We start from the raw sequence: 24,404 nt of genomic DNA, 5'->3' as shown, positions 1-24,404 counted from the left end.
CGACCTCAAGGTGCTGCTCGGGCCTTCGCACGTACGGGGGGAGGCGTCAGTTGTGGCCGAACTTCTTTTCCCTCTTCTTGCCGGCCATCTGCAGCGGACTCGGCGCCGCCGGGGCGGAGGGCGCGGGCGAGGATTCCATCGAGGTCTTCGCCGGATCCTGCGAAGCGGAGCGGTCCTCTGACTTGGCGGGCTGCTGGCGGTTCTTGTTCTTGGCCATGGGATGCCTCCGTGGGGGGTGTAGGGGCCAGGGCCGCCTTCACACTCACACAGCGCCGTAAACGGCGCATTTTGGATCATTACCGCGCGTAGCCGGAGCTCCCGCCGGGGAACTCTGAGAGATACGCCACGCCGATGATCGAGTTCCGGCCGTCAACGCACTTGACGTCGGGCAGACTCGGGGAAACCGCGAAAGACACAGAGGACCCCCAGGGAAGAGGGTGGTACGCGTGGACCGCTGCGTCGTCCTGGTGGACGCCGGCTATCTGCTGGGCGCCGCCGCGAGCCTCCTCGCAGGAGAGCCCTCCCGCTCCCGGATCACCGTCGACCATGCAGCGCTCATCCAGGGCCTGCGCGAGCGCGCCGAAGCCGACACAGAGCAGCCGCTCCTGCGGATCTACTGGTTCGACGGCGCACCCGACCGGGTGCCCCAGCCCGAGCACCGGCGGCTGCGCGTCATGCCCCGCGTCACCGTCCGGCTCGGGGCCCTGACCCGCAGCGACGGCCGCTGGGCCCAGAAGGGCGTCGACGCGGCCATGCACGCCGAACTCACCGAGCTGGCCCGCAACCGGGCCTGCTCGGACGTCGTACTCGTCACCGGTGACGGGGACCTGCTGCCCGGCCTGATGTCCGCCAAGGAACACGGGGTCGCCGTCCACCTGTGGGCCGTCCAGGCCGCCGACGGGGACTACAACCAGTCCGAGGACCTCGTCGCCGAAGCCGACGAACGCCGCGTCCTGGACCGCACCTGGATCACCCGGGCCGTCCGCGCCCGCGATCTCACAGGCCTCTGCGCCCCCGCGCCGCCCCCGCGCCCCGAGATCGCCGCCATCCTCTCCGCACCGCTGCCCGAGGCCGCCCTCGCCGAGGCCGCCCGCAGCCACGGCGCCCGGCCCGCGCCCGCCGTGGAACCCGAGGAGGGCGGCGTACCCGCCACCGCCTCGCCCACCACGGCCAACGGCAAGACCGTCCCGACCCCGAAGGACCTCGCGGGCGCCCTACGGGCCCCCGGCGCAGCCGCCCCCGGGCCCGCCCCGGCGCTCGGCGCGGCCCCGGCCGGCAGCGCCCTGCGGTGGTCCTCCGACAAGGGGTGGGTCGACCGCGCCGGGCCACTCGGCGAGCCCGCAGAGACCGCCTCGCTCCCCACTCTCGCCCAGCTCACCTCCGCCGAGCAGCGCTGGGCGGACCGCGAGGAGGACATCACCACCGTCGGTGGCGACCCCTTCGAGGTCGGCCAGGTGTTCGCCCGGCGCTGGATGGAACGGCTCCCGGAGACCGTGCACCTGCAGAAGCTCGCCACCATGTACCCGCGGATCCCGCACCGGATCGACGGCGAGCTGCTGCGCTACGCCGCCCGGTTCGGTCTCCTCGCCCACAAGGACGACCAGATCGACGAGCACGACCGCTACGCCATCCGGGCCGGCTTCTGGCGCGAGATCGACGTACGGGCGGCCGCCGAACACGTGGCCGGCGCCGGAGCCCCGGCCGGCCCGGCCGCCGCCTCCGAAGCCGCCCCGGCCCCCGTCGCCGCGGTGCCGGCGGCCCCGGCAGCGGAGTAGGGGCCGCAACCCCGTAGGCTGCTCCCTCGTGAGTACGGGCACAGCAAGGGCTGATACGGGCACGGCACCGGTCGCGGGAGCGGCCCCCGACGTGGTCTGCGCGGTGCGTGACCTGGTCAAGACGTATCCCGCGGTACGAGGACGTCGCGGCGCCCCGGCGCTGCCCGAGAGCCGTGCCACCGACGGGATCTCCCTGGACGTGCGGCGCGGCGAGATCTTCGGACTGCTCGGCCCCAACGGCGCCGGCAAATCGACCCTGGTCCGCCAGCTCACCGGGCTGCTGCGGCCCGACTCCGGATCGGTGACCCTGCTCGGCCACGACCTCGTACGCCACCCCGAGCGGGCGGCCCGGCTGCTCTCCTACCTGGGGCAGGAATCCACCGCCCTCGACGAGCTCACGGTCTCGCTGGCCGCCGAGACGACCGGCCGGCTGCGGGGCCTCGGCCTGCGCGACGCGCGGGCCGCACGGGACCGCGTACTGGAGGAGCTCGGCCTGACCGGGATCGCCGGACGCCCCCTGAAGAAGCTGTCCGGCGGGCAGCGGCGCCTCGCGTGCTTCGCCGCCGCACTGGTGGGGGAGCGGCCCGTCCTGGTGCTCGACGAGCCCACGACCGGCATGGACCCGGTGGCCCGGCGGGCCGTCTGGGCCGCCGTCGACCGGCGCCGCGCCGAGACCGGGGCCACCGTGCTGCTGGTCACCCACAACGTCATCGAGGCCGAGACCGTCCTCGACCGGGTCGCCGTCATCGACCAGGGCCGGGTCATCGCCTGCGACACCCCGGCCGGGCTCAAGACCCAGGTCTCCGGAGAAGTCCGGCTCGAACTCGTCTGGCGCACCGCGCCGCCCCTGGAGCTCCCCGAAGTCGCCGCGCTCGCCGCGTCGGCCGACGAATCGGGCCGGCGCTGGGTGCTGCGGCTCGGACCCGACGAGGCCCGGGCGGCGGTGGCCGCCGTGACCGGCGGCCCGGCCTTCGCCGCCCTCGACGATTTCACGCTGGCCACGCCGAGCCTGGAGGACGTGTACCTCGCCCTGGGCGGGCGCACCTCGAAGGGGCTGGTGAAGGCGTGAGCGCCACCGCCACCACGGCTACGGCCGCACTCACAACTGTGGGCGTACTGGCTCCGCGCGCCCGGTTCCTCCCCTCGCTGGCGGCCGTCTACCGGGCCCAGCTGTCCCGCGCGCGGGTCTCGCGGATCCCGCTGCTGTTCGTCGCCACCTTCCAGTCCGTCGGCATCATGATCCTGATGCGGGGCGTCGTCGACGGAGGCTCCGAGGCGCGCGCCGTCGTCGCCGGGTCCTCCGTGCTGGTCGTCGCCTTCGTCGCGCTGAACCTGCTCGCCCAGTACTTCGGCCAGCTCCGGGCCAGCGGCGGGCTCGACCACTACGCCACCCTGCCCGTGCCGCCCGCGTCCGTGGTGCTCGGCGCGGCCGCCGCGTACGCCTCCTTCACGCTGCCCGGCACGCTCGTGACGGCCGTCTTCGGCAGCGTGCTGTTCGGGCTGCCGATGGGCGGACTGTGGATCCTGGCCGCCGTGGTCCCGCTGGCCGGAGCCGCCCTCGCCGGGCTCGGTGCGGCACTGGGCCTGCTCGCCCCGCGCCAGGAGCTGGCCACCCTCGCCGGACAGCTCGGCATGTCCGCGGCGCTGCTGCTGGGCGTACTGCCGCCCGAGCGGATGCCGGACGTGATCGTCTGGGCCCGGGACCTGCTGCCGTCCACGTACGGCGTGGAGGCCTTCGCCCGGACCTTCGAGCCGCACCCGGACTGGACGGCGGTCCTCCTCGACCTCGGCGTGTGCGCGGGCGTCGGGGTCCTGTCCCTCGCCGTCGCGACCTGGGCCTACCGGCGGGCGGCTGTCCGCTGACGCCTGCCGGGGCCGATCGTTAAATCAAACACTTCCTGGCACGATGTGGGGGTGACCGAAGCCGTGACCCCTTATGAGAAGCCCGACCAGCCGCAGCCGCAGCCCCAGGCGCCTTCGGCTCCGGCCGCGCCCGCGTCCGAGCCCGCCTTCTCCCCGTCCGACATCCGCGACGGGGCCGCCATCGCCCTCGTGGTCGGCGTGGCAGGCGTACTCCTCGGGCTGCTGTGGGCCTGGCTCGCGCCGCGCGTGCAGTACGTCTCCAACGGCGAGGCCGTGTTCCTGCGCGACACCGAGAGCGAGGCGCGCATCGGGGCGGACGGAACCTTCCTCCTGCTGTCCGTCGGCTTCGGCGTGCTGAGCGCCGCGGCCGTCTTCCTGTGGCGCCGCGGCGGGGGCGCAGCGCAAGTGGTCGGGCTCGCGGTCGGATCGGTGTTCGCCGCGCTGGTGGGCTGGCAGGTGGGCCTGTGGCTCGGCCCGTCCTCCGACCTGGTCGCGGTCGCCCGGCGGGCGGGGAAGGGAGTCCCCTTCGACGCCCCGCTGGAACTGCTCGCGCACGGGGCGCTGCTCGGGTGGCCGATGGCCGCGGTCCTCGTCCACCTGGCTCTCACCGCCCTGTGGGGCAAGCGCGATCCGGCGCCGGAGGTCGCGGTGTGGCCGTCCGCCTATTACCAGGCACCTGGTGATCACCAGGCCCCCGCCGGCGCCGCCGACGCCCCGCCCCCCGGCCCGTCCGGTACGGAGCCTCCGCGGCCGTAACCCCGGCCGGGGCCGTGCGCTACGGGCGGCCGATCGGGGCCAGGGTGGCCGTCGTCAGGGTCGCCAGGGTGGCCGCGGGGAGTTCGACTTCCAGGCCGCGCCGGCCCGCCGACACGCAGATCGTGGGGAAGTCCGACGCCGAGGCGTCCAGCACCGTACGCAGCCGCTTGCGCTGGCCGAGCGGTGAGATGCCGCCCAGTACGTAGCCCGTGGTGCGCTCCGCCAGGGCCGGATCCGCCATCGCCGCGCGCTTGCCGCCCACCGCGGCGGCCAGCGCCTTCAGGTCGAGGCTGCCCGAGACCGGGACCACCGCGACCACCAGGGAGCCGTCCACGTCGGCCAGCAGCGTCTTGAAGACCTGGGCGGGGGAGACCCCGAGGGCCTGCGCCGCCTCCTCGCCGTACGACGGGTGGGCCGGGTCGTGCTCGTAGGCGTGCACGGTGAACTCGGCGCCGGCCGCTGTCAGGGCCACGATCGCCGGAGTGCCCGCCGGCTTCTTCTTCGCCATGGGCCGCCGTCCGTCAGTTCGGGCTCGTCGGGGCGCGGGTGAGGTCCACGGCCGGGAGCGAGGGGAGGTGGCGGATGACGGCCGTCTCCGCGCGCAGCAGTTTCAGCTCCTCCGCGAGGCGGGTCGCCGTGTCCGGGGCCTGCAACAGGCGCTGCTTCGCCGGGATGTCCAGCACCGCGGCCGCCGCGACCAGGTACGAGACCACCGACGGCTCGTCGGGCAGGTCCATGCTGGTCAGAGAGCGTTCGCGGGCTCCCGCCAGCCGCTTCTGGTAGGCGCGGAACGCCCGCAGCACCCCCTCCGCAAGTGCGCCCGCACCGTCGCCCGCGTCCTCCGGGAGCTCCTCCAGCTCCGCCACGAGGAACGGGCCGGACGCGTCGACCGACAGCAGCCGGACCCGGACCGTGCCGGTCGCCATCACCTCGAAGCTGCCGTCCTCCCGCTCCCGGATCGAGGCCGCGTCCGCGATGCATCCCACCCGGTGGAAGGCCTGGACCGGGTCCGCGCCGAAACCGGCGGCCGGGCCGCGCTCGGGCACGGCGGTCTGGTCCGGCAGGCCGGGCGCGGTCGGGGCGACCTCCCGGCCGTCGCGGATCGCGACGACCGCGAAACGGCGGGGCTCGTCCTCTCCAGCCTTGAGCAGCTCGCGCATCATGGCGCGATAACGCTCCTCGAAGATGTTCAGCGGGATGACGAGTCCCGGGAACAGCACCGAGTTCAGCGGGAAGAGGGGCAGGCGAACGGTGGTCACGAGGCACAGGGTAATGGCCGCGGCCCAGGGCCCGTCACCCCCGCCTCAGCACCCGGGAGGCTCCCGCAGCCACCGTCGTGGCCAGGATCCAGCCCAGGATGACCAGGGCCGCCGTGCCCCACTGCCAGCCGCCCCCCAGATTCCACTGGTCCTGCTGCCCGAGGTCGATCACCGGCAGCAGCAGGTCCAGGGCGAACAGCGCCGCGTTCCACTCGGGGTGCTCCTCCGCCTTGATCGCCTCCGGCGCACCGTGCCAGGAGAAGAGCACGGCCCCGGCCGCCCACAGCACGGCCATCCACAGTGCCGCCCGCCCCGGCCGGTAGCCGTAGGCCACCGTCCAGTCCTGGAGGTACCCCCACGCGCGCAGCGCCGGCGGCAGCGTCGACCGCCGGCGCCGCTGCTTGGCCAGCAGCACCTCGCGGGCGTCCGCGTCCTCCCCGGAAGCCCGCAGGACGGCGGCGAGCCGCTCGTACGGTTCCGGGGAGTACTCGGGTGTGGCCGCCTCGACCCACTCCAGCCGGCGGGCCGCCGGGAAATGGCCCCGGGGCGCGAGGTTCTCGTAGCCGAAGCCCTCGATGGACAGCCGGCCCGGGCCCGGCCAGCTCGTGGAGGTGTCCACGAGCTTGACCACCTGCGCCCCCGACAGCACCACCCGCCCCCGCTCCGGCCGCTCGCCCACGAACCGCAGCTCCGGGGTGTGGATGCGGCGCAGCGAGACCTCCTGGTCCTCCGTGAGGGTGAACCGGGCCCCGTAGAAGTCCACGGCGTCGCCGAAGCGGCCGTCGTCCAGCCGCAGGCCGCCCCGGCACTCGAAGTGCTGCGCGGGCTGCCCCCGCAGGGGCGTGTGGCCGAACCCGTAGGGGGGAGTCGAGGAGTCGGAGTCGCCCGCCCTGTAGTCCAGCGCGATCGAGGTCAGGTAGAGGGTGCGCTCCACGGTGAGCTGCGGGGCGTTCAGCGCCCGCCTCCCGTACGGATTGCTCAGGCGGGCCCCGCGCAGGTTCATCGACACGCCGACCTTGGCGCCGCGCAGGCTGAGCTCCCCGTAGGTCTGGAGCAGCTCGCCCTGGAAGTCCTGCGCGACCGACATCCCGTCGGCGGCCAGGGCCCGGCCCCTGCCGTCGCGCTGCACCACCGCCTCGCTGATCAGCAGATCGGTACCGATCTGCGCGTCGGTCAGCCGGATCCCGCGCGCCACCCGGCAGCGCGGCAGGTGCAGGTCGCCCTCGGTGTGCAGGCGGGCCGCGTCCAGCCTGGGTATCGCGCAGTTGACCAGGCGCAGTGTGCCGAAGCGGGTCTCGGAGAGCTGGACCTCCCCGTCGAAGCGGCAGGACTGCAGCTCCACGTACGGCAAGACCGTGCCCCCGGAGAGGTCGAGGCGGCCGGTGATCCGTACGCCGCGCAGCTTCAGCGAGGCCACCCGGCCCGGCACCGGGCCCGGCCCGTGGAGCAGCAGCAGCGCCACCACCGCCGCGCGGACGCTGCGCTCGGGGCCCCAGACCAGGTCGGCGTGCGGATCGTCCCGGTCGGCGGTGCGGCTGCCGAGATCGCAGACGCTGCCGGTGCGGTACGCGTCCCACATGAGCCGTTCGGGGCCGGTGAGATCGGCCGGTTCCCCGTCCGGGCGTGCTTCGGCCATGGCGGCCCCCCTCCGCTCGTCCGCGCGGCCGACACCGCGCGTACCCGCACGCTAGAGGGCCGCTGTGACATCCGGGAACGTCCGTGGCCTGTATCAGCCAGTGATACGGACGAACGGTGCCGTGAAGCCGTCTGAGAGAATTGGCGGGTGATCTCTCGTATCGACCTGCGCGGCAACACCCTCCCCGAGGGTGGCGCCCTGCGCGATCTGCTGCCCCGTGCCGAGTTCGACGTGGAAGCCGCCCTGGAGAAGGTGCGGCCCATCTGCGAGGACGTCCACCATCGTGGGACGGCGGCGCTGATCGAGTACGCGCAGAAGTTCGACGGAGTCGAGCTCGAGCAGGTCAGGGTGCCCATCGAGGCCCTCAAGACCGCTCTCGACGAGCTCGACCCGGCCGTCCGCGCCGCCCTCGAGGAGTCGATCCGGCGCGCCCGGATCGTGCACCGCAACCAGCGCCGCACCGAGCACACCACCCAGGTGGTCCCCGGCGGCACGGTGACCGAGAAGTGGGTTCCCGTGGAGCGCGTGGGGCTGTACGCCCCGGGCGGCCGCTCGGTGTACCCCTCCTCCGTCGTCATGAACGTCGTCCCGGCCCAGGAGGCCGGCGTCGAGTCCATCGCGCTCGCCTCCCCGCCGCAGGCGGACTTCGGCGGCCTGCCGCACCCGACGATCCTCGCGGCGTGCGCGCTGCTCGGCGTCGACGAGGTGTACGCGGTCGGCGGAGCACAGGCCGTCGCGATGTTCGCGTACGGGACCACCGGACCCGACGGATGCCCCCCGGCGAACATGGTGACCGGCCCCGGCAACATCTGGGTCGCCGCCGCCAAGCGCTACTTCACCGGCAGGATCGGCATCGACACCGAGGCCGGCCCGACCGAGATCGCGGTCCTCGCGGACTCCACGGCCGACCCGGTCCACGTCGCGGCCGACCTGATCAGCCAGGCCGAGCACGACCCGCTGGCCGCCGCCGTCCTCGTCACGGACTCCGCGGAGCTCGCGGCCGCCGTCGAGAAGGAGCTGGAGCCGCAGGTCGCGGCCACCAAGCACGTCGAGGACCGGATCAAGCCCGCGCTGGCCGGCCGTCAGTCCGCGATCGTGCTGGTCGACAGCCTGGAGGACGGCCTCAAGGTCGTCGACGCCTACGGCGCCGAGCACCTGGAGATCCAGACCGCCGACGCGGCCGCCTGGGCCGCCCGCGTGCGCAACGCCGGCGCGATCTTCGTCGGCCCGTGGTCCCCGGTCTCGCTGGGCGACTACTGCGCCGGCTCCAACCACGTGCTGCCCACCGGCGGCTGCGCCTGCCACTCCTCGGGCCTGTCCGTGCAGTCCTTCCTGCGCGGCATCCACATCGTCGACTACACGCGCGACGCCCTCGCCGAGGTCACCCACCACGTGGTGACCCTGGCCGAGGCCGAGGACCTGCCCGCGCACGGCGCGGCTCTCAAGGCACGTTTCGGGTGGAAGGTTCCGCAGGCATGACCGGCACCAGGGACAGCACGGACGGAGCGGCCGGCATCGGCATCGACGACCTCCCCATCCGGGACGAGCTCCGCGGCAAGAGCCCGTACGGCGCCCCGCAGCTGGACGTGCCCGTCCAGCTCAACACCAACGAGAACCCGTACCCGCTCCCCGAGGAGCTCGTCGCACGCATCGCGGAGCGCGTCGCCGAGGCCGCCCGGACCCTCAACCGGTACCCCGACCGGGACGCGGTCGAGCTGCGCACCGAGCTGGCCGCCTACCTCACCCGTACCGGCAAGCACCCGATCGCGCGGGAGAACGTATGGGCCGCCAACGGCTCCAACGAGGTCCTGCAGCAGCTGCTGCAGACCTTCGGCGGGCCCGGCCGCACCGCGATCGGCTTCGAGCCCTCCTACTCGATGCACGCGCTGATCGCGCGCGGCACCGGCACGAAGTGGATCTCCGGTCCGCGCCGGGAGGACTTCACGATCGACGTGGCGGCCGCCGAACAGGCGATCGCCGAGCAAGCGCCCAACGTCGTCTTCATCACCTCGCCCAACAACCCCACGGGCACCGCGGTCGGGGCGGAGACGGTCCTGGCCCTCTACGAGGCCGCTCAGGCGGCCGGGCCCAGCCTGGTCGTCGTGGACGAGGCCTACGTGGAGTTCAGCCACCGGGACTCGCTGCTGCCGCTGATCGAGGGCCGCCCGAACCTGGTGGTCTCCCGGACCATGTCCAAGGCCTTCGGCGCGGCCGGGCTCCGCCTGGGCTACCTGGCCGCACACCCGGCCGTGGTCGACGCCGTACAGCTCGTACGGCTGCCGTACCACCTGTCGGCCGTCACCCAGGCGACCGCACTGGCGGCCCTGGAACACACCGACACCCTGCTCGGCTACGTCGAGCAGCTCAAGGCCGAGCGGGACCGCCTGGTCACCGAGCTGCGGGGCATCGGCTTCGAGGTCACCGACTCCGACGCGAACTTCGTACAGTTCGGCCGGTTCGAGGACTCCCACACCGCCTGGCAGAACATCCTCGACCGGGGCGTCCTGGTCCGGGACAACGGCGTACCGGGATGGCTGCGGGTCACCGCGGGCACCCCGGCCGAGAACGACGCGTTCCTGGAAGCGGTTCGCGCACTGAAGAAGGAGCAGCACGCATGAGCCGCATCGGACGGGTCGAACGGACCACGAAGGAGACCTCGGTCCTCGTCGAGATAAACCTCGACGGCACGGGCAAGGTCGACGTCTCGACGGGCGTGGGCTTCTACGACCACATGCTCGACCAGCTCGGCCGCCACGGCCTCTTCGACCTCACGGTCAAGACCGAGGGCGACCTGCACATCGACAGCCACCACACCATCGAGGACAGCGCGCTGGCGCTCGGCGCCGCCTTCAAGCAGGCCCTCGGCGACAAGGTCGGCATCTACCGCTTCGGCAACTGCACGGTGCCGCTCGACGAGTCCCTCGCCCAGGTGACCGTCGACCTGTCCGGCCGCCCCTACCTCGTGCACACCGAGCCCGAGAACATGGCGCCGATGATCGGCTCGTACGACACGACGATGACCCGGCACATCTTCGAGTCCTTCGTCGCGCAGGCCCAGATCGCCCTGCACGTCCACGTGCCGTACGGCCGCAACGCCCACCACATCGTGGAGTGCCAGTTCAAGGCGCTGGCCCGGGCCCTGCGCTACGCCGCCGAGTTCGACACCCGCGCCGCCGGGATCCTGCCCTCCACGAAGGGCGCCCTCTAGCGTGAACGGGCTCAACACGATCCTGATCGTCCTCGGCCTCTTCCTGGCCGGCGGCGTCTACTCCTTCCAGAAGCAGAAGATGCCCAAGTCGGTCATCGTCCTGCTCGCCATCTGCTCCGTGATGTGCCTCGTCGCGGGAGTCCTGCGGATCCAGGGAATTTGGGAATGAGCGCAGTCAGCCCCACCAAGAAGGTCGTCGTCTTCGACTACGGCTTCGGCAACGTCCGCTCCGCCGAGCGCGCCCTCGCGCGCGCCGGCGCGGAAGTGGAGATCACCCGCGACTACGACAAGGCCATGGACGCCGACGGACTCCTCGTCCCCGGTGTCGGAGCCTTCTCCGCCTGCATGCAGGGGCTCAAGGACGCGCGCGGTGACTGGATCATCGGCCGCCGGCTCTCCGGGGGCCGCCCGGTCATGGGCATCTGCGTCGGCATGCAGATCCTCTTCGAGCGCGGCATCGAGCACGGCGTGGAGACCGAGGGACTGGACGAGTGGCCTGGCACGGTCGGCCCGCTCAAAGCCCCGATCGTCCCCCACATGGGCTGGAACACCGTGGACGCGCCGGCCGACAGCCAGGCCTTCGCCGGCCTGGACGAGGACGCCCGCTTCTACTTCGTGCACTCCTACGCGGCCCACGACTGGTCGCTGGAAGTCACCAACCCGCTGATCAAGGCCCCCAAGGTCACCTGGGCCACGCACGGCGAGCGGTTCGTCGCGGCGGTGGAGAACGGGGCCCTGTGGGCCACCCAGTTCCACCCCGAGAAGTCCGGGGACGCCGGTGCCCAGCTCCTCACCAACTGGATCGAGACCCTGTGATGACGACGTCGAAGAAGCTCGAACTGCTCCCCGCCGTCGACGTCCGCGACGGCCAGGCCGTCCGCCTCGTACACGGCGTGTCCGGCAGCGAGACCTCCTACGGCTCCCCGCTCCAGGCCGCCCTCGCCTGGCAGGCCGCCGGCGCCGAGTGGCTGCACCTGGTCGACCTGGACGCCGCCTTCGGCACCGGTGACAACCGCGCGCTCGTCGCCGAGATCACCGGCGCCATGGACATCAAGGTCGAGCTGTCCGGCGGCATCCGCGACGACGCCTCGCTCGCCGCGGCCCTCGCCACCGGCTGCACCCGCGTCAACCTCGGCACCGCCGCCCTGGAGACCCCCGACTGGGCCGCCAAGGCCATCGCCGAACACGGCGACAAGATCGCGGTGGGCCTCGACGTACGCGGCACCACCCTCAAGGGCCGCGGCTGGACGAGCGAGGGCGGGGACCTCTACGAGGCCCTCGCACGCCTGGACTCCGAGGGCTGCGCCCGGTACGTCGTCACCGACATCGGCAAGGACGGCACCCTCACCGGCCCCAACCTGGAGCTGCTGAAGAACGTCTGCGCGGCCACCGACCGGCCCGTCGTCGCCTCCGGCGGCATCTCCTCCCTCGACGACCTGCGCGCGCTGGCCGGGCTCGTCGGGGCCGGCGTCGAGGGCGCCATCGTAGGCAAGGCCCTGTACGCCAAGGCGTTCACGCTCGAAGAAGCCCTGAAGGTGGTCTCCGCATGAGTTCCGACATCCGACGCATCTCCTCCGGCGGCGCCTACGAGGACGTCCTCGGCTACTCGCGCGCCGTCCAGCTGCCCAACGGGCTGGTCCTGGTCTCCGGCTGCACCGGCGCCGACGGCGGCCCGTACGACCAGACGGTCAAGGCCTTCGGCGTGGCCTTCAAGGCGCTGGAGCAGGCCGGTCTCGGCCCCGAGCACGTGGTCCGCACCCGGCTCTACCTCACGCACGCCCGGGACGTGGAGGAGGTCGGCCGCGCCCACAGCGAGTTCTTCGACAAGATCCGCCCCGCCTCCACGATGATCATCGTCAATGGGTTCGTCGACCCGGGCATGGTCGTCGAGGTGGAGGTCGAGGCCTTCGGACCCGTCGCGGGAGGCTCCGCATGACCCTGTCCGTACGGGTGATCCCCTGCCTGGACGTGGACAACGGCCGGGTCGTCAAGGGCGTCAACTTCCAGAACCTGCGCGACGCCGGCGACCCGGTCGAGATGGCCAAGCTCTACGACGCCGAAGGCGCCGACGAGCTGACCTTCCTCGACATCACCGCGTCCTCCGGGAACCGGGAGACCACCTACGACGTGGTGCGCCGCACCGCCGAGCAGGTCTTCATCCCGCTGACCGTGGGCGGCGGCGTCCGGACCGCCGACGACGTGGACAAGCTGCTGCGGGCCGGCGCCGACAAGGTGGGCGTGAACACCGCCGCCATCGCCCGGCCCGAGCTCATCCAGGAGATCGCGGAGCGCTTCGGCCGGCAGGTGCTGGTGCTGTCGGTCGACGCCCGCCGGACCGCTTCCGGTTCGTTCGAGGTGACCACCCACGGCGGCCGGCGGAGCGCCGGCATCGACGCCGTCGAGTGGGCCCACCGGGCCGCCGAACTGGGCGCCGGGGAAATCCTGTTGAACTCGATGGACGCGGACGGTACCAAGGACGGCTACGACACCGAGATGATCGCGGCCGTGCGCAAGCACGTCACGGTCCCGGTGATCGCCTCGGGAGGCGCGGGCACGCTCGCGCACTTCCCGCCGGCGATCGCGGCGGGCGCCGACGCGGTGCTCGCGGCGTCCGTGTTCCACTTCGGAGACCTGCGCATCGGGCAGGTCAAGGACGCGCTGAGGGAAGCGGGCCACCCGGTCCGCTGAGTTCGCCCGGGGGGGCTTGCTGTGAACGGGAACGTCTGGCGGGACGCCAATGTCCTGCGCTGGCTGGCCGCCTACGGCGCTTCGCTGGTCGGGGACGGGGTCTACTTCCTCGCCCTCGGCTGGGCGGCGGCCCAGACGGCCGGTCCGGCCGAGGTCGGCCTGGTCATGGCCGTCGGCGCGATACCGAGGGCGCTGCTCATGCTGGGCGGCGGAGTGGTCGCCGACCGCTTCGGGCCCCGGCTGGTGGTCATCTCCTCCGACGCGGTGCGGTGCGCCGTGGTCCTGGGACTGGCGCTCGTCCTCGCCCTCGGCTCCCCGGGGCTGTGGGTCCTGGTGCTCGTCGCGCTGGTCTTCGGCATCGTGGACGCGCTGTTCATGCCGGCCGTCGGCGCGCTGCCGCCGCGGATCGCCGGGCCCGGGCAGCTGGTACGGGTCCAGGGGCTGCGCAGCCTCGCGGAACGCGTCGGGCACACCGCCGGGCCGCCGGTGGCGGGACTGGCGATGGGACTGGGCGGACCGGCCTCGGCCTTCGCGGTGGCCTCGGCACTGTTCGGGCTCTCGCTGGTGCTGCTGGTGGCGGTACGGATCACCCCGCTGCCGGCGTCGGATCCGACGGCGGGTTCGGCTCCGGCCGAGGCTTCGGCTCCTCCGGCCGGGAGTCCGTGGGCCCAGCTCCGCTCCGGGCTCGGGTACGTCCGGCGGCACGGGCTGATCGGTCCGCTGGTCCTGTCGGGGGCGCTGAGCCAGCTGGGCACGTCCGCGCCGATGACCCTGGGGCTGATCCTGGTCTCCGAGGAGCGCGGCTGGGGGCCCGGCGGGGTCGGCTGGATCATCGGCGGGATGGGCTTGGGCGCGGCGTCGAGCGCGCTGGTGCTGACGCTGGTCCCGAGGTTCCCCCGCGCCGGGGCGATCCAGAACCTCACCCTGATCATCGGCTCCGCGGGCATCGGCGGCCTGGTGCTGGCGCCGAGCCTGCCGGTGGCCGTGGGCCTGGCGGTGCTGACGGGGCTTGTCTGCGGGATCTGCGGAGGCCTGGCCATCGCCCTCATCCAGACGGCCACGGACCCCTCGTACCTGGGGCGGGTGAGCTCGGTGATGGCCTTCACCGCAGTCGGCCTGGCCCCGCTGGCCTATCCGGTCTTCGGCCTCGCCGCGGACCTCTGGGGGGTGGTCCCGGTGTTCCTGGCGGGCGCGGCGGTGAGCATGGCCGGCGCGATAGTCGGCACCTCGGCCCCCGCGGTACGCCGCGCGGAACTGGCCTTCGCCTGAGCGAGCCCCGCGCGGGGTCACATGCCGAGTTTCGCCACCGTGAGCTTCGCGACGGCTTCCTTCGGGCCGTCCAGTTCGACCGCGGCGGCGTCCTGGCGGCCGAAGAGGAAAAGGGTCAGCTCGCCCGGCTCGCCGGTGACCGTCACCACCGGCGCGCCCTTGTGGGCCACCGCCGTCTGGCCGTTCGGGCGGCGCAGCACCAGGCCCACCGGGGAGCGGCGGCCCGTCAGGCGGGCCAGTCTCTCCAGGCGGGACCAGAGGGAGTCGGAGAAGACCGGGTCCAGGAGGCGCGGGGACCAGTCCGGCTGGGCCCGGCGCACGTCCTCCGCGTGGACGTAGAATTCCACCGCGTTCGCCGCTTCGTCGATCTGCTTCAGTGAGTAGACCGACATCTTCGGCGGGCCGGTCCGGATCAGCTGTATGAGCTCCTCGTACGGTTTGGCCGTGTACTCCTCCATCGCCTTGTCCAGGCGGGCCTTCAGGACGTTCAGCAGCAGCCCGCCCGCCGCGTCGGGGCGACGCTCCCGTACCACCACGTGGGCGGCGAGTTCCCGCGTCCGCCAGCCTTCGCACAGCGTCGGCGCCTCCGGTCCGGCCGACTCCAACAGGTCGGCCAGCAACAGTCGTTCACGCTTCGCATGGGTAGACATGCGGGCCAGCCTACGGCTGGAACCCGCCTCGTGCCTGCCCATCAGGCGGACAGGGATCCTTGATCGTCCCCCCGGCCCGGCACAATGGCTCCCATGAGTACGTCCTCCCTCGATCCCGCCATCGCCGCCCGCCTCAAGCGCTCCGCGGACGGTCTGGTCCCGGCCATCGCCCAGCAGTACGACACCGGTGAGGTGCTCATGCTCGGCTGGATGGACGACGAGGCCCTGCACCGCACCCTGACCACCGGCCGTTGCACGTACTGGTCGCGCAGCCGTCAGGAGTACTGGGTGAAGGGGGACACTTCCGGCCACTTCCAGCACGTGAAGTCCGTCGCGCTCGACTGCGACGCCGACACCGTGCTCGTCAAGGTGGACCAGGTCGGGGCGGCCTGCCACACCGGTGCCCGTACGTGTTTCGATGCCGACGTCCTGCCCCTGGCCGGTCCCTCCGGCCCCACCGCCGAAGCCGAATAGCCGAAGCCGATCATAGGTAAGGTCCCACGCAATGGATCTTGAGACGTTCCGCAAGCTCGCGGCCGACCGCCGCGTCATCCCCGTCAGCCGCAAGCTGCTGGCGGACGGGGACACGCCCGTCGGGCTCTACCGCAAGCTGGCCGCAGAACGCCCCGGGACGTTCCTCCTGGAGTCCGCCGAGAACGGCCGCTCCTGGTCGCGCTACTCCTTCGTAGGCGTCCGCAGCGCCTCCACCCTCACGGTCCGCGGCGGCGAGGCCCACTGGATCGGCACCCCGCCCGTCGGCGTCCCGACCTCCGGTGACCCCCTGGAGGCCCTGCGGCAGACCGTGGAAACCCTGCACACCCCCCGGGACCTGGCCTCCGGCACGCCACCCTTCACCGGCGGCATGGTCGGCTACCTCGGCTACGACATCGTGCGCCGCCTGGAGCGCATCGGCGAGCACACCGAGGACGACCTCCAGCTGCCCGAGCTGACGATGCTGCTCACCTCCGACCTGGCCGTCCTGGACCACTGGGACGGCACGGTCCAGCTCATCGCCAACGCCATCAACCACAACGACCTCGACGCGGGCGTGGACGAGGCCTACGCGGACGCCGTCGCGCGCCTCGACGCCATGGAGGCCGACCTCGCGCGGCCCGCCCCGTACACGCCGCTGCCGCTGCCCGCCTCCGAGATGCCGAGTTTCGAAGACGGCACGGTCTCCGTCCTGTGGGGCGGCGAGAAGTACCAGGCCGCCGTCGAGGACGTCAAGGAGCGGATCCGGGCCGGCGAGGCCTTCCAGGTGGTGCCCTCACAGCGGTTCGAGATGCCCTGCGCGGCCTCCGCCCTGGACGTGTACCGGGTGCTGCGGGCCACCAACCCGTCCCCGTACATGTACCTCTTCCGCTTCGAGAACGGCTTCGACGTGGTCGGGTCCAGCCCGGAGGCACTGGTCAAGGTCGAGGACGGCCGCGCCATGGTCCACCCCATCGCCGGCACCCGGCACCGGGGCGCCACCCCGCAGCAGGACAACGAACTCGCCGAGGAGCTGCTGGCCGACCCCAAGGAGCGCGCCGAGCACCTCATGCTCGTCGACCTCGGCCGCAACGACCTCGGCCGGGTCTGCGAGCCGGGATCGGTGGAGGTCGTCGACTTCATGAGCATCGAGCGGTACTCGCACGTCATGCACATCGTCTCCACCGTCACCGGGCGCGTGGCCGAGGGCAAGACCGCCTTCGACGTGCTCACCGCCTGCTTCCCGGCCGGCACCCTGTCCGGAGCGCCCAAGCCGCGCGCCATGCAGATCATCGAAGAGCTGGAGCCCACCCGCCGGGGGCTCTACGGCGGCTGCGTCGGCTACCTCGACTTCGCCGGGGACTCCGACACCGCCATCGCCATCCGCACCGCGCTGCTGCGCGACGGCAAGGCGTACGTCCAGGCCGGCGCGGGGGTCGTCGCCGACTCGGTGCCCGAACTGGAGGACGCCGAGTGCCGCAACAAGGCCGCCGCGGTGCTGCGCGCGGTGGGAGCGGCGAACCGCCTCCACGGCGCCTGAGTCCGTAGGGGATAGTGGGGTACGTGAGTGCCGTGCCCCCGCCCCGAACCGAACACGCCGATGCCGCCGCCGAGACCGAGGCCCCCACGGGCCGCGGCGGCCGCCGCAGCGTGGCCGTCGCCCTGCTGCTCGGCGCGCTCGGCGCCACCGTCGTCCTGCTCGCCTCCGGCCGGGTCTGGGCCCGGGGCGCCGCCGTCATCGGCGGCGGCTCGCTGCCGGTGACCGCCGACGGGCGGGCCGTCACCGGCCTGCCCGCCGCCCTGGCCATCGTCGGGCTCGCCGCCCTGGTCGCCGTCTTCGCCGTACGCGGCAAGAGCCGGCTGCTGGTCTCGGCGCTGCTCGCGCTGAGCGGCCTGGGCGCGGGGGCGGCCGCCCTGGCCTACGCCGACGGCCGGCGCGCCCTGGACGCGGAGGCGGCCCGTACGACGGCGGACACCGCGGCGCACGTGGCCGGCCTGACCCATACGGCATGGCCCTACGTGACGGCGGTCGGCGGGGCGCTGATCCTGCTGGCCGGACTGCTCGCGCTGCGCTTCGGGAGCGCCTGGCCCACGATGGGCGGCCGCTACGAGCGCGACGGGAGCCCGCGGCCCCGCAAGGCGGCCGTGGTGGACCCGGACCGGCCGGAAGACCTGTGGAAGGCTCTGGACCGGGGCGAGGACCCCACCGGTCCCGGCCCGACCCGCTGAACCCGGAGCCGACCCCGTGAACGAGGCGGTCATCTGGTGCGGGACAATGACCAGCGAGCGTTCGGCACAGCACGTGCGACGTGCGACAGAGCAACCAGACCAACGAGGAGCAACTCATGGCGGGCACTAGCCACGGACACACCCCGGCCGCCTGGACCGGTGTCATCATCGCCTTCATCGGTTTCTGCGTCTCCGGTGCCTTCATGGTGCTGGCGAACCCGCTGGGCTTCTACGCGGGCCTCGTCGTCGTCGTACTCGGCGGTGTCGTGGGCATGGCGATGAAGGCGGCCGGCATGGGCGCGCCGAAGGCCACGCACGACGACCTCGCCGAGGTCATCGCCGCGAACCGCATCGCCGCCAAGGTCTGAGCAGGTACGCAGCTTTCGAAAGGCGCGGCCCTGTCGGGCTGCGCCTTTTGTCATGAGCGGAGAGAATCAGCAGGTGGACGCCTCCTCTGGATCGACCGATCTCGCGCCGCCTCCCGCGCCCGTGTCCCGGGCCGGCAGGCTGGCCCGGCCGGCGCTCACGCTGACCGCGGCCGCCGCGGCCCTCGCGTACGTGGGGACCGTGGACCCGAACGACCCCGGCCACTATCCCGTCTGCCCGCTGTTCCGGCTGACCGGGGTCCTGTGCCCCGGCTGCGGAGGGCTGCGCAGTGCCCACGCGTTCGCCCATGGCGATCTCGTGACGGCCGTCGGGGCGAATGCTTTGGCGGTCGCGGGCTACTTCTTCTTCGCCGGCTTCATGATCGTGTGGCTGGTTCGCGCCTATCGCGGGGCCTCGGCCCCGAGGCTCGTCGTGCGGCCGTCGTACTGGTGGGGGATCGGCGCGGTGGCCGTGCTCTTCTCCGTTGTCCGGAACCTGCCCATGGGTGCTTTCCTGGCACCCTGAGGTATAGCTGAAGTAAAGGTTCCGGATGTCCACTTAATGGGACGCCGTCAACCGCGTGCGGAGGGCAAGGCGTCCTGCGGATACCATTTGAACTGCTGACCTTGCAGTTGTACGTGTCTGCAAGGCGGCCGACCGTCATCGACCCGGAAGGGGGCCGCTCGCGTGAGTGTGCTCGACGAGATCATCGAAGGGGTCCGCGAAGACCTTGCCGAACGGCAGGCGCGCGTCAGCCTCGACGAGCTCAAGGAGCGTGCCGCCAAGGCGCCCCAGGCCAAGGACGGCGTCGCTGCCCTGCGCGGCGACAGCGTCAAGGTGATCTGCGAGGTCAAGCGCTCCAGCCCCTCCAAGGGCGCGCTGGCCGCCATCGCCGATCCGGCCGGGCTCGCCGCCGACTACGAGGCGGGCGGTGCGGCGGTCATTTCCGTCCTCACCGAGCAGCGTCGTTTCGGCGGTTCGCTGGCCGACCTGGAAGCAGTCCGCGCCCGCGTGGACATCCCGATCCTGCGCAAGGACTTCATCTTCACCGCGTACCAGCTGTGGGAGGCCCGCGCCTACGGCGCCGACCTCGTGCTGCTGATCGTCGCGGCCCTTGAGCAGGAGGCCCTCGTCTCCCTCATCGAGCGGGCCGAGTCCATCGGCCTCACCCCGCTCGTCGAGGTCCACGACGAGGAAGAGATCGAGCGTGCGGTCGCGGCGGGCGCCAAGATCATCGGCGTCAACGCCCGCAACCTGAAGGACCTCAAGGTCGACCGCGGCACGTTCGAGCGGATCGTCGGCGAGATCCCGGCCCACATCGTCAAGATCGCCGAATCCGGCATCCGCGGGCCGCACGACCTCATCGCCTACGCGAACGAGGGCGCGGACGCCGTCCTCGTCGGGGAGTCCCTGGTGACCGGCCGCGACCCGAAGGCGGCCGTGGCCGACCTCGTCGCCGCCGGCGCCCACCCCGCCCTGCGCCACGGGCGGAGCTGACCCGTCCCCATGGCCCGAAACCGCCCCTCCGTCCGCACCCGACCGGGCTCCGGCCTGGCCGGCGTGCCGACGGCGCACGCGCCCCTGGCGCGCGGCTGCCGCCCTCGCGGCTGCCGCGCCCCGGCCCGGCGCGTGCGCGGGCGGCGGGTCCGGTACGTGATCGGCTCCGAGCCCGGCCAGGTCAACGGCATGCGATGGCGACCCGGAGCCGCGTCGTAACGAGGCCGCCCCGGACGGTGTACGTCGTACACCGCGTCCGTCGGCGTTCCCGCGCGCCCGTCCCCCGAGCCGCCGGCTCCGGGGCGGGCCGCCCCGTACCGTCCACGTCCATGCCCCAGCGGGGTGTGCGCGTCGCGGGCGGGCGGCGCAATACGGTGAAGACATCCGCGTCGCATCCGTAGGAGTACCTGGGCATGTCCAGCGCCAGCAATTTCTTCATCCCGGACCCCGAGGGTCACATCCCCAACGCCGAGGGCTACTTCGGCGAATTCGGCGGCAAGTTCATCCCGGAGGCGCTCGTCGCCGCCGTGGACGAGGTCGCCGTCGAGTACGAGAAGGCCAAGGACGACCCGGCCTTCGCGGCCGAGCTCGACGACCTGATGGTCAACTACACCGGCCGCCCCAGCTCCCTCACCGAGGTGCCGCGGTTCGCCGAGCACGCGGGCGGGGCGCGGATCTTCCTCAAGCGCGAGGACCTGAACCACACCGGCTCGCACAAGATCAACAACGTGCTGGGCCAGGCGCTGCTCACCAAGCGCATGGGCAAGACCCGCGTCATCGCCGAGACCGGCGCCGGCCAGCACGGCGTGGCCACCGCCACCGCTTGCGCGCTGTTCGGCCTCGAGTGCACCATCTACATGGGCGAGATCGACACCCAGCGCCAGGCCCTCAACGTGGCCCGCATGCGCATTCTGGGCGCCGAGGTCATCTCGGTGAAGTCCGGTTCGCGCACCCTCAAGGACGCCATCAACGAGGCGTTCCGCGACTGGGTCGCCAACGTGGACCGCACCCACTACCTCTTCGGTACGGTCGCCGGCCCGCACCCCTTCCCCGCCATGGTCCGCGACTTCCACCGGGTCATCGGCGTCGAGGCCCGCCGCCAGATCCTCGAGCGCGCCGGACGCCTGCCCGACGCCGTCGCGGCCTGTGTCGGCGGCGGCTCCAACGCCATCGGCCTGTTCCACGCCTTCATCCCGGACGCCGACGTCCGCCTGGTCGGCTTCGAGCCCGCCGGGCACGGCGTGGAGACCGGCGAGCACGCGGCTACCCTGACCGCGGGCGAGCCCGGCATCCTGCACGGATCGCGCTCCTACGTCCTGCAGGACGAGGAGGGCCAGATCACCGAGCCGTACTCCATCTCGGCCGGTCTGGACTATCCGGGCATCGGCCCGGAGCACTCCTACCTCAAGGACGCGGGCCGCGCCGAGTACCGCGCGGTCACCGACGACCAGGCGATGCAGGCCCTGCGGCTGCTCTCGCGCACCGAGGGCATCATCCCGGCGATCGAGTCGGCGCACGCCCTGGCGGGCGCACTGGACCTCGGCAAGGAGCTCGGCAAGGACGGCCTCCTGGTCGTCAACCTGTCCGGCCGCGGCGACAAGGACATGGACACCGCCGCCCGCTACTTCAACCTGTACGACGGCGCCGAGGGGCAGACCAAGTGAGCGGCAACATCGAACTCCTCAACGCCACCCTCGCCAAGGCGAAGTCCGAGGACCGGGCGGCCCTGGTCGCCTACCTCCCGGCGGGCTTCCCGACCGTCGACGGCGCCATCGAGGCCGTCAAGGCCGTCATCGCGGGCGGCGCCGACGTCGTCGAGATCGGCCTCCCGCACAGCGACCCGGTCCTGGACGGCGCGATCATCCAGACCGCAGACGACATCGCCCTGCGCGGCGGCGTCAAGATCGCCGACACCCTGCGCACCGTCCGCGAGGCGCACGAGGCGACCGGCGCGCCGATCCTGGTCATGACGTACTGGAACCCCATCGACCGCTACGGCGTGGAGCGGTTCACCGCCGAGCTCGCCGCGGCGGGCGGCGCGGGCTGCATCCTGCCCGACCTGCCGGTCCAGGAGTCCGCGCTGTGGCGCGAGCACGCGGCCAAGCACGGTCTCGCGACCGTCTTCGTCGTGGCGCCCAGCAGCAAGGACGCGCGCCTCGCCACCATCACGGCGGCCGGCTCCGGCTTCGTCTACGCCGCCTCCCTCATGGGCGTCACCGGCACCCGCGAGTCGGTCGGCAACCAGGCGGCCGATCTGGTCCGCCGCACCCGCGCCACCAGCGACCTGCCGGTCTGCGTGGGCCTGGGCGTCTCCAACGCCGTACAGGCCAAGGAGGTCGCCGGATTCGCCGACGGCGTCATCGTCGGCTCCGCCTTCGTGAAGCTGCTGCTGGACGCCCCGGACCTGCCGGCCGGACTCGCCGCGGTGCAGGCACTGGCGGGCGAGCTCGCGGAAGGCGTCCGCCGCGGCTGACGCGGGTGTTCGAGCAAGGATGCGGAACCCTGAGCGGGTTCTGTAGCCCGATCGGGTGGAAGTAGGGGCAGGGAGGCACGAGAGTGCCTCCCTGCTTCGTTTGGCCGAACGTGAGCGACATGAACGACGGTGCGAACCGCGATACGACGAAACGATCGGCCCGCGAGCGACTCCAGGCGGAGCGAGAGCGGCAGAAGGCCAAGGACAAGCGACGGCGGACCCTCGTCGTGTCGGCGGCGGTGGTCGGCGTACTCGGGCTGGCGGCCGTCGTCGGACTGATCGCGGCGAACGCCGGCAAGGGCGGATCCTCGGCCAAGGGCGGCCCGCTGGTGGCCCCCTCCGGGGCCACGGGCAAGGACGCGCTCGCCATCCAGACCGGCAAGGACGAGGCCCCCTCCACACTGACCGTGTGGGAGGACTTCCGCTGCCCGGCCTGCAAGGCCTTCGAGACCAACTACCGGGAAACCGTCCACGAGCTGGAGGCCAAGGGGCTCCTCAAGGTCGAGTACCACCTGGTCACCCTGATCGACGGGAACATGAGCGGCAGCGGCTCCCTCAAGAGCGCCAACGCGGCTGCCTGCGCACAGGACGCCGGGAAGTTCCCCGCGTACCACGACCTGCTCTTCGACAACCAGCCCGAGGAGGCCAACGACGCCTACGGCAAGAACGCCAAGCTGCTGGAACTGGCCGGCAAGGTCGACGGACTGGACACCCCCGGGTTCCGCACGTGCGTCGAGGACGGCACGCACGACAGCTGGGTGAACAAGTCGCAGGACGCCTTCCGCGCGGGCAAGTTCCGCGGGACCCCGACCGTGCTGCTCGACGGTACGGACATCTTCGCGGACCAGAACAACCCGATCACCCCGCAGAAGCTGAAGGAGAAGGTGGAGGCGGCCGGCAAGGGCGGCCCCGGCGGCGCGAAGACGTCTCCGTCGGCGTCCCGGTCCGCGGCGCCCTCCCCGTCGGGCCCGGCGAAGGCCTCCTCGGGCCGCTCGGCCGCGTCCCCGTCCTCGTCGGCGCGCTCGGCGGGCCGTTCGGCCACGGGCACGGCGGGCTCCGCGACCCTGTCGCCGGAGCACTCCGGGACGTCCGGGGGGCACTGAGGGCAGTCTCGATTCGGCAGCAGCTTGCCGGGCGGGTTGCGGTCACCACCGTCCGGCAAGGTAGCGTCGGGTCTTGCCATGAACCTTGCCTTCATTCCCAGTCCGTCGACGGGCGTGCTCCATCTCGGACCGGTCCCGCTGCGCGGCTACGCGTTCTGCATCATCATCGGCGTCTTCGTCGCCGTCTGGCTCGGCAACAAGCGCTGGGTCGCCCGCGGCGGTAAGCCGGGGACGGTCGCGGACATCGCCGTGTGGGCCGTGCCGTTCGGCCTGGTCGGCGGTCGCCTCTACCACGTCATCACCGACTACCAGCTCTACTTCGGCGAGGGCCGCAACTGGGTCGACGCCTTCAAGATCTGGGAGGGCGGCCTCGGCATCTGGGGCGCCATCGCGCTGGGCGCGGTGGGTGCCTGGATCGGCTGCCGCCGGCGCGGCATCCCGCTGCCGGCCTGGGCCGACGCCCTGGCCCCCGGCATCGCGCTGGCCCAGGCCTGCGGACGCTGGGGCAACTGGTTCAACCAGGAGCTGTACGGCCGCGCCACCGATCTGCCGTGGGCGGTGGAGATCACCGACGGCCCGAACCGCGTCGCCGGGACCTACCACCCGACCTTCCTCTACGAGTCCCTGTGGTGCGTCGGTGTCGCCCTGCTGGTGATCTGGGCCGACCGCCGCTTCAAGCTCGGACACGGGCGGGCGTTCGCGCTGTACGTCGCCGCCTACTGCGTGGGGCGCGGCTGGATCGAGTACATGCGGGTCGACGAAGCCCACCACATCCTGGGCCTGCGGCTCAACGTGTGGACCTCCATCGTCGTCTTCGTGCTCGCCGTCGTGTACCTGGTGCTCTCGGCGAAACTGCGGCCGGGCCGCGAGTCGGTCGTGGAGCCTGACGCCGACTCGGTGACCGGAGCCAAGGACGCCGACTCCGCGACCGGAGTGACCGGAACCGAGGACGGGGAGGCCCCGGCCGGGGCCAAGGACGGCGGGGCCGAGTCCGGCAAGGACGGGGACGAGCCGAAGGACTCCGAACCGGTCGACGCCGACGGCGAGGCAGAGGCCGTCTCCGAGGCGGGCGCCGAGGACACGGCGAAGGCCGCCGTCCCGGCAGACGCCGAGACCAAGAAGCTCTGACCGGGTTATCCGGTCGAACGGGAGGGGGGGCGC

The 24,404-nt window shown here is 72.6% G+C and carries 29 protein-coding genes; 24 read left to right on the top strand and 5 right to left on the bottom strand.

The features are described 5' to 3' along the window. Positions 1-46: 46 nt before the first annotated feature. Positions 47-217, bottom strand: a complete 171-nt coding sequence (locus OTB20_RS09550) for a hypothetical protein (RefSeq protein WP_267816383.1) — start codon at positions 215-217, stop codon at positions 47-49. A gap of 229 nt (positions 218-446) precedes the next feature. Here OTB20_RS09550 and OTB20_RS09545 point away from each other — a divergent pair, with 229 nt between their 5' ends. From OTB20_RS09545 to OTB20_RS09530, 4 genes are read left to right on the top strand one after another with little or no spacing between them, the layout of a single operon-like run. After that, positions 447-1,775: an NYN domain-containing protein gene (locus OTB20_RS09545; protein WP_420716361.1), complete on the top strand. Its 1,329-nt coding sequence runs from the start codon at positions 447-449 to the stop codon at positions 1,773-1,775. A gap of 28 nt (positions 1,776-1,803) precedes the next feature. Then, entirely contained in the window at positions 1,804-2,844 is a 1,041-nt protein-coding gene (locus OTB20_RS09540) for an ABC transporter ATP-binding protein (RefSeq protein WP_420716360.1), read from the top strand. Then, a complete protein-coding gene (locus tag OTB20_RS09535) occupies positions 2,841-3,638 on the top strand; it encodes an ABC transporter permease (protein WP_267816379.1) in 798 nt (265 codons plus the stop codon). The genes OTB20_RS09540 and OTB20_RS09535 overlap by 4 nt, the downstream gene beginning before the upstream one ends. Positions 3,639-3,689: 51 nt before the next feature. After that, positions 3,690-4,394, top strand: coding sequence for a hypothetical protein (locus OTB20_RS09530; protein ID WP_267816377.1), 705 nt, complete (start codon positions 3,690-3,692; stop codon positions 4,392-4,394). A gap of 19 nt (positions 4,395-4,413) precedes the next feature. Here the strand turns inward: OTB20_RS09530 and ybaK are convergent, their stop codons facing one another. The 3 genes from ybaK to OTB20_RS09515 are packed head-to-tail and all read right to left on the bottom strand — an operon-like array spanning position 4,414 to position 7,289. Beyond that, positions 4,414-4,902 (bottom strand): Cys-tRNA(Pro) deacylase, encoded by a 489-nt coding sequence (gene ybaK, locus OTB20_RS09525; protein ID WP_267816375.1) that lies wholly within the window; start codon positions 4,900-4,902, stop codon positions 4,414-4,416. Between the two features lie 13 nt (positions 4,903-4,915). After that, complete coding sequence (locus OTB20_RS09520) at positions 4,916-5,653, bottom strand: LON peptidase substrate-binding domain-containing protein (protein WP_267758242.1); 738 nt, start codon at positions 5,651-5,653, stop codon at positions 4,916-4,918. Positions 5,654-5,687: 34 nt separating this feature from the next. Further along, complete coding sequence (locus OTB20_RS09515; protein WP_267816373.1) at positions 5,688-7,289, bottom strand: oxidoreductase; 1,602 nt, start codon at positions 7,287-7,289, stop codon at positions 5,688-5,690. A 147-nt stretch (positions 7,290-7,436) separates the two neighbouring features. On the opposite strand from OTB20_RS09515, the gene hisD reads away from it, so the two are divergent. The 9 genes from hisD to OTB20_RS09470 are packed head-to-tail and all read left to right on the top strand — an operon-like array spanning position 7,437 to position 14,454. Then, a complete protein-coding gene (gene hisD, locus OTB20_RS09510; RefSeq protein WP_267816372.1) occupies positions 7,437-8,768 on the top strand; it encodes a histidinol dehydrogenase in 1,332 nt (443 codons plus the stop codon). Further along, positions 8,765-9,907, top strand: a complete 1,143-nt coding sequence (locus OTB20_RS09505) for a histidinol-phosphate transaminase (protein ID WP_267816369.1) — start codon at positions 8,765-8,767, stop codon at positions 9,905-9,907. The genes hisD and OTB20_RS09505 overlap by 4 nt, the downstream gene beginning before the upstream one ends. Next, entirely contained in the window at positions 9,904-10,497 is a 594-nt protein-coding gene (hisB, locus tag OTB20_RS09500; protein WP_214949778.1) for an imidazoleglycerol-phosphate dehydratase HisB, read from the top strand. Before OTB20_RS09505 ends, hisB begins: the two co-directional genes overlap by 4 nt. A 1-nt stretch (position 10,498) precedes the next feature. Next, a complete protein-coding gene (locus OTB20_RS09495) occupies positions 10,499-10,666 on the top strand; it encodes a hypothetical protein (RefSeq protein ID WP_267758237.1) in 168 nt (55 codons plus the stop codon). Next, on the top strand, positions 10,663-11,313 hold the full coding sequence (gene hisH, locus OTB20_RS09490) for an imidazole glycerol phosphate synthase subunit HisH (protein ID WP_267816366.1): 651 nt from the start codon (positions 10,663-10,665) through the stop codon (positions 11,311-11,313). The genes OTB20_RS09495 and hisH overlap by 4 nt, the downstream gene beginning before the upstream one ends. Then, positions 11,313-12,047 carry a bifunctional 1-(5-phosphoribosyl)-5-((5-phosphoribosylamino)methylideneamino)imidazole-4-carboxamide isomerase/phosphoribosylanthranilate isomerase PriA gene (gene priA / locus OTB20_RS09485; RefSeq protein ID WP_267758235.1) on the top strand — a complete coding sequence of 245 codons (735 nt, stop codon included), beginning with the start codon at positions 11,313-11,315 and terminating at the stop codon, positions 12,045-12,047. Before hisH ends, priA begins: the two co-directional genes overlap by 1 nt. Then, positions 12,044-12,433 (top strand): RidA family protein, encoded by a 390-nt coding sequence (locus OTB20_RS09480; protein WP_267816364.1) that lies wholly within the window; start codon positions 12,044-12,046, stop codon positions 12,431-12,433. The genes priA and OTB20_RS09480 overlap by 4 nt, the downstream gene beginning before the upstream one ends. Then, entirely contained in the window at positions 12,430-13,185 is a 756-nt protein-coding gene (gene hisF / locus OTB20_RS09475) for an imidazole glycerol phosphate synthase subunit HisF (RefSeq protein ID WP_267816362.1), read from the top strand. The genes OTB20_RS09480 and hisF overlap by 4 nt, the downstream gene beginning before the upstream one ends. Positions 13,186-13,206: 21 nt before the next feature. Continuing rightward, positions 13,207-14,454 (top strand): MFS transporter, encoded by a 1,248-nt coding sequence (locus OTB20_RS09470; protein WP_267816360.1) that lies wholly within the window; start codon positions 13,207-13,209, stop codon positions 14,452-14,454. A 17-nt stretch (positions 14,455-14,471) separates the two neighbouring features. Here OTB20_RS09470 and OTB20_RS09465 read toward each other — a convergent pair whose 3' ends face one another. Next, positions 14,472-15,104 carry a TIGR03085 family metal-binding protein gene (locus OTB20_RS09465; RefSeq protein WP_267816358.1) on the bottom strand — a complete coding sequence of 211 codons (633 nt, stop codon included), beginning with the start codon at positions 15,102-15,104 and terminating at the stop codon, positions 14,472-14,474. Between the two features lie 84 nt (positions 15,105-15,188). Between OTB20_RS09465 and hisI the strand changes: the two genes are divergently transcribed. The 11 genes from hisI to lgt all read left to right on the top strand — a co-directional run bounded on the left by hisI (position 15,189) and on the right by lgt (position 24,371). Then, a complete protein-coding gene (hisI, locus tag OTB20_RS09460; RefSeq protein WP_250743796.1) occupies positions 15,189-15,578 on the top strand; it encodes a phosphoribosyl-AMP cyclohydrolase in 390 nt (129 codons plus the stop codon). Positions 15,579-15,609: 31 nt separating this feature from the next. Continuing rightward, a complete protein-coding gene (locus OTB20_RS09455; protein WP_267816354.1) occupies positions 15,610-17,115 on the top strand; it encodes an anthranilate synthase component I in 1,506 nt (501 codons plus the stop codon). 14 nt (positions 17,116-17,129) lie between these two features. Further along, positions 17,130-17,804: a TIGR02234 family membrane protein gene (locus OTB20_RS09450; protein ID WP_267816352.1), complete on the top strand. Its 675-nt coding sequence runs from the start codon at positions 17,130-17,132 to the stop codon at positions 17,802-17,804. A 116-nt stretch (positions 17,805-17,920) separates the two neighbouring features. Continuing rightward, a complete protein-coding gene (locus OTB20_RS09445; RefSeq protein WP_267758251.1) occupies positions 17,921-18,172 on the top strand; it encodes an HGxxPAAW family protein in 252 nt (83 codons plus the stop codon). A gap of 52 nt (positions 18,173-18,224) precedes the next feature. After that, complete coding sequence (locus OTB20_RS09440) at positions 18,225-18,695, top strand: DUF2752 domain-containing protein (protein ID WP_267816350.1); 471 nt, start codon at positions 18,225-18,227, stop codon at positions 18,693-18,695. A gap of 162 nt (positions 18,696-18,857) precedes the next feature. After that, on the top strand, positions 18,858-19,667 hold the full coding sequence (gene trpC / locus OTB20_RS09435; RefSeq protein WP_267758226.1) for an indole-3-glycerol phosphate synthase TrpC: 810 nt from the start codon (positions 18,858-18,860) through the stop codon (positions 19,665-19,667). Between the two features lie 9 nt (positions 19,668-19,676). Beyond that, positions 19,677-19,886 (top strand): tryptophan biosynthesis modulator TrpM, encoded by a 210-nt coding sequence (gene trpM, locus OTB20_RS09430; protein ID WP_254383616.1) that lies wholly within the window; start codon positions 19,677-19,679, stop codon positions 19,884-19,886. Between the two features lie 194 nt (positions 19,887-20,080). Then, the gene (gene trpB / locus OTB20_RS09425; RefSeq protein WP_267816348.1) at positions 20,081-21,331 is read left to right on the top strand and encodes a tryptophan synthase subunit beta; all 1,251 of its coding nucleotides are present in this window, start codon (positions 20,081-20,083) and stop codon (positions 21,329-21,331) included. Continuing rightward, positions 21,328-22,140, top strand: coding sequence for a tryptophan synthase subunit alpha (trpA, locus tag OTB20_RS09420; RefSeq protein WP_267816346.1), 813 nt, complete (start codon positions 21,328-21,330; stop codon positions 22,138-22,140). The genes trpB and trpA overlap by 4 nt, the downstream gene beginning before the upstream one ends. A 119-nt stretch (positions 22,141-22,259) precedes the next feature. Next, positions 22,260-23,243 (top strand): DsbA family protein, encoded by a 984-nt coding sequence (locus tag OTB20_RS09415; RefSeq protein ID WP_267816345.1) that lies wholly within the window; start codon positions 22,260-22,262, stop codon positions 23,241-23,243. A gap of 78 nt (positions 23,244-23,321) precedes the next feature. After that, the gene (gene lgt / locus OTB20_RS09410) at positions 23,322-24,371 is read left to right on the top strand and encodes a prolipoprotein diacylglyceryl transferase (RefSeq protein WP_267816344.1); all 1,050 of its coding nucleotides are present in this window, start codon (positions 23,322-23,324) and stop codon (positions 24,369-24,371) included. Positions 24,372-24,404 lie beyond the last annotated feature (33 nt).

It is taken from the genome of Streptomyces sp. H27-H1 (genome assembly GCF_026627445.1).
Taxonomy (GTDB): domain Bacteria; phylum Actinomycetota; class Actinomycetes; order Streptomycetales; family Streptomycetaceae; genus Streptomyces.
The sequence above is the reverse complement of the archived record's forward strand: the minus strand, read 5'-3'. Positions and strand labels throughout refer to the sequence as shown.

Bases quoted from the DNA above. Each gene is read 5' to 3' on its own strand.
- hisF (WP_267816362.1), top strand. From the start codon at position 12,430: ATGACCCTGTCCGTACGGGTGATCCCCTGCCTGGACGTGGACAACGGC.
- ybaK (WP_267816375.1), bottom strand. From the start codon at position 4,902: ATGGCGAAGAAGAAGCCGGCGGGCACTCCGGCGATCGTGGCCCTGACA.
- trpM (WP_254383616.1), top strand. From the start codon at position 19,677: ATGGCCCGAAACCGCCCCTCCGTCCGCACCCGACCGGGCTCCGGCCTG.
- OTB20_RS09465 (WP_267816358.1), bottom strand. From the start codon at position 15,104: ATGTCTACCCATGCGAAGCGTGAACGACTGTTGCTGGCCGACCTGTTG.
- OTB20_RS09415 (WP_267816345.1), top strand. From the start codon at position 22,260: ATGAACGACGGTGCGAACCGCGATACGACGAAACGATCGGCCCGCGAG.
- OTB20_RS09455 (WP_267816354.1), top strand. From the start codon at position 15,610: ATGGATCTTGAGACGTTCCGCAAGCTCGCGGCCGACCGCCGCGTCATC.
- OTB20_RS09515 (WP_267816373.1), bottom strand. From the start codon at position 7,289: ATGGCCGAAGCACGCCCGGACGGGGAACCGGCCGATCTCACCGGCCCC.
- OTB20_RS09440 (WP_267816350.1), top strand. From the start codon at position 18,225: ATGAGCGGAGAGAATCAGCAGGTGGACGCCTCCTCTGGATCGACCGAT.
- hisI (WP_250743796.1), top strand. From the start codon at position 15,189: ATGGCTCCCATGAGTACGTCCTCCCTCGATCCCGCCATCGCCGCCCGC.
- trpB (WP_267816348.1), top strand. From the start codon at position 20,081: ATGTCCAGCGCCAGCAATTTCTTCATCCCGGACCCCGAGGGTCACATC.
- OTB20_RS09550 (WP_267816383.1), bottom strand. From the start codon at position 217: ATGGCCAAGAACAAGAACCGCCAGCAGCCCGCCAAGTCAGAGGACCGC.
- lgt (WP_267816344.1), top strand. From the start codon at position 23,322: ATGAACCTTGCCTTCATTCCCAGTCCGTCGACGGGCGTGCTCCATCTC.
- OTB20_RS09445 (WP_267758251.1), top strand. From the start codon at position 17,921: ATGGCGGGCACTAGCCACGGACACACCCCGGCCGCCTGGACCGGTGTC.
- priA (WP_267758235.1), top strand. From the start codon at position 11,313: ATGACGACGTCGAAGAAGCTCGAACTGCTCCCCGCCGTCGACGTCCGC.
- OTB20_RS09505 (WP_267816369.1), top strand. From the start codon at position 8,765: ATGACCGGCACCAGGGACAGCACGGACGGAGCGGCCGGCATCGGCATC.
- OTB20_RS09480 (WP_267816364.1), top strand. From the start codon at position 12,044: ATGAGTTCCGACATCCGACGCATCTCCTCCGGCGGCGCCTACGAGGAC.
- hisB (WP_214949778.1), top strand. From the start codon at position 9,904: ATGAGCCGCATCGGACGGGTCGAACGGACCACGAAGGAGACCTCGGTC.
- hisH (WP_267816366.1), top strand. From the start codon at position 10,663: ATGAGCGCAGTCAGCCCCACCAAGAAGGTCGTCGTCTTCGACTACGGC.